This is a genomic window from Microcoleus sp. K4-B3 (assembly GCF_036704615.1).
Taxonomy (GTDB): domain Bacteria; phylum Cyanobacteriota; class Cyanobacteriia; order Cyanobacteriales; family Microcoleaceae; genus Microcoleus.
This window is the reverse complement of the sequence record NZ_JAUBSF010000005.1, coordinates 141,131-153,655: the sequence shown is the minus strand read 5'-3', so window position 1 is coordinate 153,655 and position 12,525 is coordinate 141,131. Positions and strand designations below refer to the sequence as shown.

General features: G+C 46.0%; 10 protein-coding genes and 1 pseudogene. 4 read left to right on the top strand and 7 right to left on the bottom strand.

Translation table 11 applies throughout. From position 1 onward, the window contains the following. Window positions 1-24: 24 nt before the first annotated feature. Window positions 25-1,029, bottom strand: coding sequence for a zinc-dependent alcohol dehydrogenase family protein (locus QUA78_RS04795; protein ID WP_333303761.1), 1,005 nt, complete (start codon window positions 1,027-1,029; stop codon window positions 25-27). Window positions 1,030-1,119: 90 nt separating this feature from the next. On the opposite strand from QUA78_RS04795, the gene QUA78_RS04790 reads away from it, so the two are divergent. After that, on the top strand, window positions 1,120-2,376 hold the full coding sequence (locus QUA78_RS04790) for a transposase (RefSeq protein WP_333303760.1): 1,257 nt from the start codon (window positions 1,120-1,122) through the stop codon (window positions 2,374-2,376). Between the two features lie 156 nt (window positions 2,377-2,532). Beyond that, window positions 2,533-6,081: an EAL domain-containing protein gene (locus QUA78_RS04785; protein ID WP_333303759.1), complete on the top strand. Its 3,549-nt coding sequence runs from the start codon at window positions 2,533-2,535 to the stop codon at window positions 6,079-6,081. Between the two features lie 57 nt (window positions 6,082-6,138). On the opposite strand, the pseudogene QUA78_RS04775 reads toward QUA78_RS04785, so the two are convergent. From QUA78_RS04775 to QUA78_RS04755, 5 genes and pseudogenes are all read right to left on the bottom strand, one after another. After that, window positions 6,139-6,484: pseudogene (locus QUA78_RS04775) on the bottom strand (four helix bundle protein); the annotation flags it as partial. Window positions 6,485-6,595: 111 nt separating this feature from the next. After that, window positions 6,596-7,114 carry an acetolactate synthase small subunit gene (ilvN, locus tag QUA78_RS04770; protein ID WP_190739991.1) on the bottom strand — a complete coding sequence of 173 codons (519 nt, stop codon included), beginning with the start codon at window positions 7,112-7,114 and terminating at the stop codon, window positions 6,596-6,598. Between the two features lie 350 nt (window positions 7,115-7,464). Further along, window positions 7,465-8,277, bottom strand: a complete 813-nt coding sequence (locus QUA78_RS04765) for a carbon-nitrogen hydrolase family protein (RefSeq protein ID WP_333303756.1) — start codon at window positions 8,275-8,277, stop codon at window positions 7,465-7,467. Between the two features lie 245 nt (window positions 8,278-8,522). Continuing rightward, window positions 8,523-8,651 (bottom strand): photosystem I reaction center subunit IX, encoded by a 129-nt coding sequence (gene psaJ / locus QUA78_RS04760; protein WP_172188099.1) that lies wholly within the window; start codon window positions 8,649-8,651, stop codon window positions 8,523-8,525. 117 nt (window positions 8,652-8,768) lie between these two features. Next, a complete protein-coding gene (locus QUA78_RS04755) occupies window positions 8,769-9,257 on the bottom strand; it encodes a Photosystem I reaction center subunit III (RefSeq protein ID WP_332985161.1) in 489 nt (162 codons plus the stop codon). Between the two features lie 330 nt (window positions 9,258-9,587). Between QUA78_RS04755 and tsaD the strand changes: the two genes are divergently transcribed. Together tsaD and QUA78_RS04745 are read left to right on the top strand one after the other, a co-directional pair. After that, window positions 9,588-10,661: a tRNA (adenosine(37)-N6)-threonylcarbamoyltransferase complex transferase subunit TsaD gene (tsaD, locus tag QUA78_RS04750; protein ID WP_333299899.1), complete on the top strand. Its 1,074-nt coding sequence runs from the start codon at window positions 9,588-9,590 to the stop codon at window positions 10,659-10,661. 67 nt (window positions 10,662-10,728) lie between these two features. Then, entirely contained in the window at window positions 10,729-11,220 is a 492-nt protein-coding gene (locus QUA78_RS04745) for an N-acetyltransferase family protein (protein ID WP_333299898.1), read from the top strand. 152 nt (window positions 11,221-11,372) lie between these two features. Here the strand turns inward: QUA78_RS04745 and QUA78_RS04740 are convergent, their stop codons facing one another. Next, window positions 11,373-12,113 carry an HAD family hydrolase gene (locus tag QUA78_RS04740; RefSeq protein ID WP_333299897.1) on the bottom strand — a complete coding sequence of 247 codons (741 nt, stop codon included), beginning with the start codon at window positions 12,111-12,113 and terminating at the stop codon, window positions 11,373-11,375. Between the last annotated feature and the right edge of the window lie 412 nt (window positions 12,114-12,525).

Below are 12,525 nucleotides of genomic sequence, written 5' to 3'. Positions count from 1 at the left end.
AAGCTACTAGATTGGGTAGGAAATTTAGGAAATTAGCAAAACTATTTTACCAGTTACTGAGCCTGTTTCTAACAGTTCGTGAGCGGCTTGAGCTTGTTCGAGAGGGAAAGTTTGGCTGACGTGAATTTTGAGCAAGTTGCGATCGCACAAACGAGCACACTTCTGCAAAATATGAGCCTGCTGTTCCTGTTCCTCCACCAAACTTTGCAGCATCGGTGTTAACATTAATTCCAGACTAATTCGCAGATTTCGCATTCTCGCTGTGGTCAAATTGCCCAAAGCCGGATCGGGTTCCAAAATTGTTACCAAATCTCCATAAATCTTCACAGCCGGAATAGTTTTGTAAAAAGTTTCTCCCCCGACTGTATCGAAAGCCAAATCAACTCCTTGTCCTTGAGTCCAAGTCAAAACTTCATCGACAACATCAGTATTTTTGTATAAAATTACTGAATCTGCACCTAACTGCTTGACAAAATTGGCTTTTTCCTCAGAACTAACAGTAGTGCAAACCTCAGCACCCTGCAACTTCGCCAACTGTATCGCGACGTGGCCGACACCGCCGGCACCAGCTTGAATCAGCACTGTTTGCCCGGCTTGCAAGCGCCCTCGATCGTACAGCGATTCCCATGCTGTAATTAAAACTAACGGTGCCGCCGCCGCCTCAGCAAAACTTAAAGCAGCCGGCTTGAGGGCGAGAAAGCGTTGGTCTACAACGGCAAACTCAGCATAAGTACCCCTCGACCCGCCCAAACCGCCGTTGCAGAAAAAAACCTCGTCTCCCACTTGGAAACTTTGCACACCAGCACCTACAGCCTCTACGACTCCAGCACCGTCGCACCCCAAAACGTGAGGAGTTTTCTCGGGGTAAAAAGTGCCGCGCGCCCGCAATTTAGTATCTATAGGATTGATTCCCGCCGCCCGCAACCGCACCAAAACTTCATTTTCTGTTTGTATAGTAGGGGCGGGGATATCTTGCAGTTTCAATACGGACGGGCTTCCGGGGGTTTCAAAAACGATTGCTTTGATCATGGGTGTTACACTATATCAGATAATCCCTGAACTTTATTGTACATTGCTTTGCTAAGCAATAAAAAACTTTTCGTTTCTACCAAAAAAATTATGATTGTCGTTGAAAGGCATTACATAGATCGGCAGCATCAGTTTTTTAAACAGTTTGATAACTTATCGTTCCTGTCCATAAATCTCTACAATCATGGTAACTACTACATGAGGAAACACTTTTTTAAGTCGGGGTATCAAGTTGGCTGTGCCAGGAGTCTCAAAAGTTTATATGCCATCCTAAAACCAACAGCCGACTATAAATCCTTACCTGCTCAAATTAGCTATCAATTTTTCAAACAAGTTCTTCACGATGGGGATGCTTGGAAAAAGTCAATAATGGCTTATTCCCGAGATGTCCATCAATTTTTATTCCTCCCTAAAATAAAAAAAAACAAAGCTAAAATCTGTGCACGTAACTTGTTAATTTATGATAACCAATTGATAGGAAAAAGGGGTGAAAATAAAAATAATGGGCTACTTCATTTATCTCAAGGTGACATAATAATTGTTACAAAAGCCCAAGAGGTCATAGAGGTAAGGATAGTTTCTGCAACAGCGAGCTACGTTGTTGAGGTTGTTTATAAAAAGCCTGTAACGTTGGTGGATTTAAATCCCCAACTCATAGCAGGTATAGATTTAGAGATTGATAACCTCGTCGTTTTGACATCGAATCAGCTAACATTTACTCCAACTCTATATGATGGAAAATATCTCCAATTAATAAATCAATGTTTTAATAAGCGCCGAGCATTTTTACAATCAAAACTTGACCAAGGGAAATATACCGCGCGCCAAATCCAGCAAATCACCTTTAAGCGAAACAAGGGAGTAAAAAACTACCTTCCTCAAACCAGCAGTTTGATGGTCAAGGGGTTGGTGGATGAGAAAATCGGGCAGTTAGTTATTGGCAAAAATGTGGCGTGGAAACAAAATTTAGCCTTAGCCCAAAAAACTCATCAGACTTTTGTAGTAATTTCTTATGCCAAGCTCAGAGAAATGATTGCTTACAAAGCTGAGTTAGTGGGTATCGAGGTAACAGTTACAGAAGAATCTTATACAAGTAAGTGCAGCTTTTGGGATTTAGAGCCTGTCGGTAAGCAAGAGTCTTACCAGCGTAAGAGAGTTAAACGTGGGTTGTTTCGGTCTTTGAATCAAACCCTGATTAATTCTAATGTGAATGCAGCATTATTAAATATGATTAAAAAAATAAACGGAAACTCACCCTTTGAGGAGTGTAGAAACCGTATAGAGGTGTTTGCAGTTTCACCTGTACGGGTTGATCCTGTACGAAAAGAACCACAAAAAGTTCGGTAATGTCAAGTATTGCCCGGTTTTTTGTGAACTGTTAACTCTGTTGTCGCTTTCACTGCGATCCTACCTTGTATTCGTTACCCATCCGTGACGATACTTAGTGATTTTTTAATAGATTGGCTTTAGATAACTACAACAATTGTTGAGCGGTGCTAATCGATGTTCGATCTAGATTTATTTTTTTACTTTGAGATTCTGGCATATCTTGTGGGATCATCGGCGATTTTAGCCTTGGCGTCGGCGATTTATCTCAAGTGGCAGCGAAGACCCCCCAGTCTCCCTCTGGCAGAAGAGAAACGGCCGTTGGCAGAATTAAACCCCGCAGATTTATCTGCGGGATTGAAAATTTGGAAAAACTGTGGGATTTTCTCCAACTCAAATCTGTTGCCGCCAACTGAGAGATTATTGGGTAAAGTTTTAAGTACTGGCGGCGCTCTATTCTTGCGCCAGCAACAGCGCCCAACTGTGAATTCTTCGCCTATTGTCGGGCCTGGAAGCATCCAAACCCTAAGTGTGAGGATTTCGGGTTCGATGGGGGACAATCGCGATCGCCCGAAGGCCGATAATCCTCCCAAACTAACAGCTTCCGCGCAATTAGAGGAAGATTTGCTGGGCGAGATCCTAGCAGGTACTGATTCGCCGGCGGGAGCAGAATTCTTTGATGCCTTAGTTCGCCACTTAGCCTCAGCACTCGGAGTTTGCAGCGCCGTCGCTGCCAAATTGATTAAGTCGAAGAAACGCGCCGATGCTGCTCCCGATAGATTGCAAGTTATCAGTTTTTGGAGCGACGGACTGTGGCAGTCAAACTTTGAGTGCGACACCGCCAATACTCCCGAAGCGCTGGTGATCGATCGGGGAATGTACTCCTGTCCTGACTGCCTCTTCGAAACCTTTCCAGAAGACCGCAGATTGGTAGTTACAGGTGCGCGCAGTTTCCTGGGAGTCTTGCTCAAAAACTCTTACGGCGAACCTTTAGGCATTATTTGTATTTTCCACGATCGGCCCCTCCCGGAAGCACATCTTGCCAACTTCCGATTAATTATCAGTATTTTTGCCGGACGGGCCGCCGCCGAATTAGAGCGCCAGCGCCTAGAAGCAGCACTGTCCACTGTAGAAGCGAAATACTGCGCTCTTGTAGAACAAATGCCGGCTGTCACCTACATTTCTCCCCTCAACCGCACCGCTGCCAAACTTTATATCAGCCCGCAAATCGAGACTTTTCTGGGTTATTCTGTAGCTGAATGGAGGGCAGACCCCGACCTGTGGCTGAAACTCGTTCACCCAGAAGACCGCGATCGCGTGTTAGTTGAAAACGCCACACAGAAATTTACCAGTGGAGAAGAGATATTTTGGGACGGGCCGCTCGTTTCAGAATACCGCGCGATCGCCCGCAACGGCCGAGTCGTCTGGTTCCGCGATCGAGCGACTGCAGTTCGCGATGAAGCAAGCAAGTCCGTCATTCTTCAAGGTGCAATGTTTGACATCACAGAGACGAAAGTAGCTGCCAGCGCGCTGCTAGAAAGCGAATACCGCTATTACACCTTGGCAAAAATCCTGCCTGTCGGGATTTTCCGCGCCGACGCTGGTGGAGATTGCTTGTACGTCAACCAGCGATTTTTGGAGATGGCGGGGCTGACAGCACCACAGGCAATAGGCGAAGGTTGGACGCAAAGTTTGCATCCCGAAGACCGCGATCGCGTTTTGAGCGTGTGGTATGGCGCTGTCAAAGAGAAGTTGCCTTGTAAGTTAGAGTACCGCTTTTGCAACGGCGACTTGACAACCTGGGTATTTTGGCAAGCAGTGCCAGAAATTGCCAAAAGCGGGGAAGTTCTGGGCTATCTCGGCACCTTGACCGATATCAGCGATCGCAAGCAGGCAGAATTCGCGCTGCAACAGGCCGAAGAGAAATACCGCAGCATCTTTGAAAATGCGATCGAAGGGATTTTCCAGGCAACGCCCGACGGGCGCTACCTCAGTGCTAACCCTGCTTTGGCGAGAATTTATGGCTACGAGTCGCCCGCCGAATTGATGGCGAACATACGCAACATCGATCGCCAACTCTACCTCGATCCCGAGCGCCGCGTCGAGTTTTTGCACGAGATCGAAAAACACGGTTTTGTGTCAGAATTCGAGTCCCAAGTTTACCGCGCTGACGGCACCACTATCTGGGTTTCCGAGAACGGCCGGGCTGTTCGGGGCGCTGGCGACAAATTGCTTTACTACGAAGGGACTGTCGAAGATATCACCGTCCGCAAAATAGCAGAAGAGAAGTTAGTACACGATGCTTTGCACGATATGCTAACGGGTTTGCCCAACCGAGCTTTATTTATGGATCGCTTGGGACACGCGATCGAGCTTTCAAAACGCCGCCCCGAGGTTGTGTTTGCGGTGCTGTTTATCGATCTCGATCGCTTTAAGGTTGTTAACGACAGTTTGGGGCATTTAGTGGGCGATCGGTTGCTGATCGCGATCGCGCAGCGTCTGGGAATCTGTTTGCGCACTGGAGATACCGTTGCCCGTCTCGGCGGCGACGAATTCGCTATTTTGCTGGAAAATATCAACAGCGCCGAAGATCCGATCCTGATTGCCCAACGAGTCCAAGCGGAACTGGCAGAGCCTTTTTACCTTAATGAGTATCAAGTTTTTACCAGTGCTAGCATTGGGATTGTTTGTTCTGGTTTTCCTCCTCCGTATCCAAGGGAAACCAGCAAACTGTCGATCGCCGGGAATCTGGGAAATATCGATCGGGAAACTTCTTTGTCTTGCTTATCTTCCGACTCTCCTGTTCCCAATGTCCCGTTCCGAACATTGTACGATCGACCTGAAGAACTGCTCCGAGATGCAGATGCTGCCATGTATCATGCTAAGGGATTGGGCAAAGCTCGTCACGAAGTTTTTGACTTAAGTATGCACACTCGCGCCGTCGCCCTTTTGCAACTGGAAAACGACCTGCGGCGCGCTTTAGAATCCCAGGAATTCCAGCTTTACTATCAGCCCATCGTCTCTCTAACTAGCGGTAGAATCAGCGGTTTTGAAGCGCTGCTGCGGTGGTATCACCCGCAGCGGGGTGTTGTATCTCCCGGCGAGTTTATTTTAGTAGCAGAAGAAACTAGATTGATTGTACCTATTGGTTGGTGGATGATGCGATCGGCTTGCAGTCAGACCCACCAGTGGCACCAAAAATTCCCAGAAAATCCGCCGTTGACTGTCAGCGTCAACCTTTCTAATCAACAATTTAAACAACCGGATTTAATCGATCGCATTCGCGAAATTTTACAAGAAACTCAGCTTGACCCCCGCACTTTAAAGTTAGAAATTACTGAAGGCGTCATCATGGAGAATTCCGGATCAGCAGTCGCTATCCTCGCAGAATTGAAAAAATTAGAAATTCAATTATATATTGACGATTTCGGCACTGGCTATTCTTCTTTGAGCCGCCTGCACACTTTTCCAACTGACGCTTTAAAAATCGATCGAGCTTTTGTCAGCCGCATGACTGAAGATGAAGGAAACGAAGCCATTGTACAGACAATTTTAATTTTAGCCAGTCATTTAGGCATGGATGTAATTGCTGAAGGAATCGAAACCATCGAACAGCTTAATTTACTCAGAGCACTGCAATGCGAATACGGACAAGGATACTTTTTCTCAAAGCCTGTAGACAGCATCGCAGCCACACTTTTGATAGAAAGTGAACCTGAATGGTAATTTGACTGTTGACGGTTGACTGTTGGCTGTTGATTATTAACTTTTGGGTTTTTGTTTTAGTGAGTTAAGATAAGCATTAAGTTTTGGTGAAAGTTCATTTAATAAGGGATGCAGGCGATCGCTATGTTCTTGAGTTAAAAGATTTCGAGCGTAGGCAAGTCTTAACCAGTGTCTTGTTTCGTTTAATGAACCCAAGAGCAATTTTCACAAAACGCTGATTATCTTGGCAGCTATAGCGTCCATCTCCTTCTGCAATATTAGCACCAACACTATCAGCCGATCTCACTATTTGTTTGCCCATCGTATCCTTCGTAAAGTCGTCCCATTTTTTGACAATAAACCATATTTCGTTTGATATTTTTTCAGCTAATTGATAAACTTGTAGCTGTTGAAAGCTTTCCATATTAGCTTCTTTAAATAATTGATAGCCAACAATTGATTGATGACTAATACAAGTTAACAGTCAACAGTCAACCGTCAACAGTCAACCGTCAACAGTCAACCGTCAACTGACTTAAACTTTCGCTTCCAAAGACTTGAGAAACTCAGTATTTACCCCCGACTCCCGCGTCAGGGCAATTTTCCCAGTCCGAGCAATTTCCTTAATCCCAAATCTATTCAGAACCTGGACGATCGCCACCATTTTACCCGGATCTCCGACAACTTCCAATGTCAGCGTATCATCACCAATATCCACCACTCGCGCTCTAAAAATCTGAGCTAACTCAATTATCTCCGATCGCGTCCCGCTAGCAGCATTAACTTTCAGCAACATCAACTCCCGTTCCACACAGGGAATTTCCGTTATATCCTGAACTTTTAGTACGTTAATCAACTTGTACAGTTGCTTTGTCAACTGCTCGATAATCTGGTCATCTCCGGGTACAACCATCGTAATCCGAGATACTCCCACTTGCTCCGCCGGGCCAACGGCGAGACTTTCAATATTAAAACCCCGACGGGCAAACAAACCAGCAATTCGAGTGAGGACACCCGCTTCATCTTCAACTAAAACCGAAAGAGTGTGTTTCATTTCTCCAAAAAAGACGCATTTCGTGCAATTCTACTTTCGCCAATTCGCCTTTTAGCAGAAGTGCACGTCCATTGAACCTGCCTTAGACATTTTATCGCGAGTTATTGGCCGTTCATCTCCGGGAAAAAACAATATATTAAGCTGTCGGGGCCAGAGTCACGCCCGATCGACAATATCAGTCACAGATCGGCGTAAATCCGCCCCCACTGGCTTCTTTTGGTCGATCGCACGCACGCGATCTAAGTTTTTGTGTGTACGAACCTACACAATTACTTGAGCGAATAAAAACTTTTCAGGTCTTCTCGCTGACGGAAACTGAAATTTTGAGACCAATTGGTCTCAAAATTCCTTCACATAAAAACCCGGTGTTGCAGCGACGGCATCTGGCGGCGGACTTGTTCTAGTCGATCGGGATTAATTTCTGCGATCGCCACACCCGGTTCCTCTCCGGCATCCGCCAATACCACACCCCAAGGGTCTACAATCATCGCGTGACCGTGAGTTTGACGGCGACCGTAGTGGCGGCCAGTTTGTGCGGGGGCGATCGTATAACAAGTATTCTCGATCGCCCTAGCTTGCAGCAAAACCTTCCAGTGATCCTTGCCAGTGTAAGCAGTAAACGCCGCCGGCACGAACAAAATATCGGCCCCCTTGTAGGACAAATGCCTGTACACTTCCGGGAACCGCACGTCATAGCAGACCGAAAGTCCCAGCGTCCCCAACTCCGGCGACACATAAACCGGTGGCAAATCTTCACCAGCTTTCACAGTGTTCGATTCCCTGTAAGTAATGCCGTCTGGCACATTCACATCGAACAAATGTACTTTTCTGTACCTTGCCACTTCAGTGCCGTTTGGGTCTACCAGCAAACAAGTATTGTATACCTTCCCCCCCTCCGTCGGCACTGGAAATCCGCCGCCCAGAATCGTTACCTGGAAGCGCTGGGCCATCGTTTTGAGGAATTTTTCGCTCAGGAGCCCGATCGCCTCTGCAGAAGCAATCTTTTCCTCCTCTTCTCCCATAAACGAGAAATTTTCTGGTAAGGAAACTAACTCCGCACCCCGACGCACTGCCAGGTCGATTAATTCCTCTGCCTGAACCAAATTTTTTTGCAGGTCAGGCAAGCTCGTCATTTGAATTGCTGCGGCGAGATAAGACTTCATCGATTCACAATATTAGTCATTAGTCATTAGTCATTAGTCATTAGTCATTAGTCATTAGCAACTAATTTGATAACTAAATAGTTTAGATTCTTGGCTTTTCCCCATTTATGCGCTGGTCTTGCACCAACTGGTACGGTTTGAGAGTTTTGAGCTTTTAGCGCTAAATTAACCTGTAACTCATCACTCAAAAGTCAAAACTCTCAACTTTTCTCTCCTAGGTTTTGCAACCTAATTTCCCTCAAATCTTAAGGCATCGGATGGAAAAGCAGGTCTGGGAAAAAGCGGTTAAATTCAATTAAACCCGCAGCTTGAATAGATATCCAAAGGATAGCCAAGACTGGTGCGGTCGAAAGAAACTTGACAAAGTATTGCATGAATTCTGCTCCTAAAAATTTGAGACAGTTGGTAATTGCCGATCTAGCTACGGCTAATTGCTAATTCCCAGTTAATTGATTAACTGTTAGCTATTAGCTCTTCTCCATTTCCCAATTTTAGCGGGGGGAAACAGTAATTTCGTCGTCCTTCGCAAACATTTCACCGCTGGTGATTGATGTCAGAGCTGCCAGAGGCCATAAAACGCCGCTCAGCATACATTTGATTGCCAAAGGAACGTCGATAATAATCTCTTTTTCCTCTGGGGTTGCTGATTTTTTGGTAACTTGCAGATAAGAACGGCCCACCCAACCAATCCAACCTGCGATATACAAGAACAGTATGCTAGGAATCAAAAAGTCCCCTGCTTTGCTCAAGTTGCCGTCTACGATTAAGTGCGGGTATCCTTCCGGGCCGCACAAAGCTTGAGAATAGCGCTCGAACCGCGCTTTCGCAGATGCCGGATCGCCATTAGTAGAACGTGCATTTTTAGCTAGTTCCTTGAATTCGGGAGAGTCTTTGCACGGCACTAAATTGTAAGCCGAAGCAACTGGAGCAAAACTGATCCAGACACTCAACACTAAAATTGCAGCAAACAATCGTCGCATGGAATTGTTTCCTTTTGTTACAAAACAATAAGTTTTTGTACAAGCATTTCAACTTGCCGATCTGGAATCCAGATTACCGTGTTTCTTGACAGTCTCAAGTATCCATCATTGATGCGACAAAGCCCAATAAAAAGAGGGATTCGCGTTTTCATAGGTCAGTGCTGAGCTAGCAATACCGCGAGGATATTCCTTCATTGCATCAGATGATGGCCTTACCTGTCGATCGGGCAAATATCCCTCAACAATAACCTGAGTACAGGTATAGCGGGGGACTTGCGCCGAATTAGTTAAGCTAGCAATAGCTAACCTATCAAATAAAATTACCAGTTAATGGCAACCATTTTCGCAATCGAAACAAGTTGTGACGAAACAGCAGCAGCAATTGTTAAGAATCGTCAAGTTTGCAGCAATGTTGTAGCATCGCAAATTAAAATCCACGAGCAGTACGGCGGAGTAGTGCCCGAAGTGGCTTCGCGGAGTCACTTAGAAATGCTAAATCAGGTAATTGCCCAGTGTCTCTCGGAGGCAAACCTGAGTTGGTCAGAAATTGACGGCATTGCAGCGACTTGTGCCCCGGGTTTAGTAGGTGCATTGTTAGTCGGGCTGACAGCGGCGAAAAGCTTGGCAATAGTCCGTCAAAAACCTTTTTTAGGCGTCCACCACCTCGAAGGGCACATCTACGCTTCTTACCTTACCGAACCAGACTTGCAGCCACCGTTTTTGTGTTTGTTAGTTTCCGGGGGACACACCAGCTTAATTTACGTCAAAGATTGCGGCGTTTACGAAACTGTAGGACACACGCGCGACGACGCCGCCGGCGAAGCTTTTGATAAAGTCGCGAGACTGTTGCAGCTAGGATATCCGGGCGGGCCACTGATTGACAAATTAGCCGCCCTTGGCAATCCCCAAGCATACCCCCTGCCAGAAGGCAGAATTTCGCTGCCTGGCGGCGGCTACCACCCCTACGACAGCAGTTTTAGCGGGTTGAAAACAGCAGTTTTGCAATTAGTGCAGAAACTCAAAAAACAAAATAACAATGTGGATGGGGAAGGCTTCTTGCCTGCCTCTACAATTAATGATATTGCGGCCAGTTTTCAGGAAACAGTAGCTAAGAGTTTAACAAAAAGAGCGATCGACTGCGCGCTAAATTTCGGGCTTACCACCATTGCCGTCGGGGGCGGAGTTGCAGCAAACAGCGGACTGCGAAAACACTTACAAGCAGCAGCAGCCAAACACAATTTGCGAGTATTGTTTCCGCCATTAAAATATTGTACAGACAACGCAGCCATGATCGGCTGTGCGGCGGCCGAACACTTGCAGCGAGGACACACATCGCCGCTGACTTTGGGAGCAAATTCGCGGATGGCTGTCAGCGATATTATGGAACTGTACAATAGTCATTAGTTATTAGTCATTAGTCATTAGTTAACAGTCAACAGTCAACAGTTAACAGTCAACAGTCAAGCAAACGATGAAAATACGCGACGCAGTAGAAAGCGATTTGCCAGCAATTGTTCAAATATACAACGCAGCAATACCGGGCAGAATAGCCACAGCAGATTTAAAACCAATCTCAGTCGAAAGCCGCCTTCAGTGGTACAGAATACACTCCCCCAATTCCTTGCCGATTTGGGTAATCGAATCCGAACAAAATATTGTTGGCTGGCTGAGTTTTCAGCTTTTCTACGGACGCGCCGCCTATCAGCATACAGCAGAAGTTAGCATCTACGTCGCACCCGATCGCCAACGCTGCGGAATCGGACAACAATTATTGCAATCGGCAATTGTGCGGAGTCCAGAATTGAAGCTTAAAACTCTGATGGCGATAATTTTTGCTCACAATCAGCCGAGTTTAAGATTGTTTGAGAAATTTGGCTTTCAGCGGTGGGGATATCTGCCGCAAGTTGCCGAACTTGACGGCGTGGAAAGAGATGTCGTAATTCTCGGTTTGCGTTGTCCGTAGGGACTGATATCGTTTCCGGTAGCATCGGAATTATTAGCCAAAATTAGGACACGGCAGTGCCGTGTCCCTACAATATTATTTTCGGTAGGGACACGGCATTGCCGTGTCCTCTATATCATAAGGAGTGCCACCGGAATTGATGTGATGTTTGCTCAATCTGCTAAAATTGTAATTTCATCCAAAGATGCGATCGCCACATCAGCTTTTTCCAAATGACTAACCTGCGCATTCCCCCAACAAATGCCGATACAACCCGCCGCATTAGCATTTTTACCCATCTGAATATCGCCCGCTGAATCTCCCACCATCAAAGTTGCTGCGGGTTCAACTCCGAGTTTCTCACAAGCTTGCAAAAACAATTTCGGGTCTGGTTTATGAAGCGTTGAATCAACTCCCATTTCTAACTGAATGTAGTCGGCTAATTCGTGCTGTTTCACAAACTTTTGCACAGCCCCCGTCGTAGCAGCCGACAGAATTCCCAGCTTCAAACCGGCTTCCGAAAGATATTTCAGCACTTCCAAACTGCCGACAAATAAAGGAGAAACAGCACTATTTTTAAACATTTCGTCAGCTTCGTCAAAAGCGCGGCGCGCAATAGTTAAAGATTCCAGCCATCCCCTGCCGGTTTCCGCGATGTATCCCGCTGCAACAATCTCATTTTCCCTGCGGCTACCCACTGCTAGCAAGCCCGTGGGGTCAATGCTGCCGCCTTCGATGCCGAAAGCCATTTGTAAAGGCTCTCCAACGCCCGGAATTTGAGCGTCTGCGAGGCGCGCTCGCTTAATCCCCAACAGTCTCAAAAACTCCTGAGAATCCTCTAGAGTGCCGTCTTTGTCAAAGATTACGGCTTCGATATTTGAGAATGTAATGCCCCGACATTTAATAGTTACCAAGAATCATAACTCCTGAATTTCTATATTTTTTTATATTTTCTCACGTTGTGTTTTTTTTAGCAATTGTTTTTAGGAATTGTTAATTGCTAACAAGAATGTTGTGTTTCTATAAAATTAGGATACAACCATGTTGTGTCCCTACAAAATCAGGATACAATATTTGTAGGGAAACGGCAATGCCGTGTCCGGCGCGGGACTCGGCTACTTTTAACGATCAATATACAGCAGATTCCAGGTTTATGAAGAATACCTCAAATCGCTCTATCCCCGCCGTAGGGACACGGCATTGCCGTGTCCCTACTTCATAAACCTGGAATACGCTGTAATATTGAATTGTGTCCCTACAAAATCAGGACACAACAGTGTTGTGTCCCTACAAAATCAGATTGTATACGAGTATGGAAACGGCTGA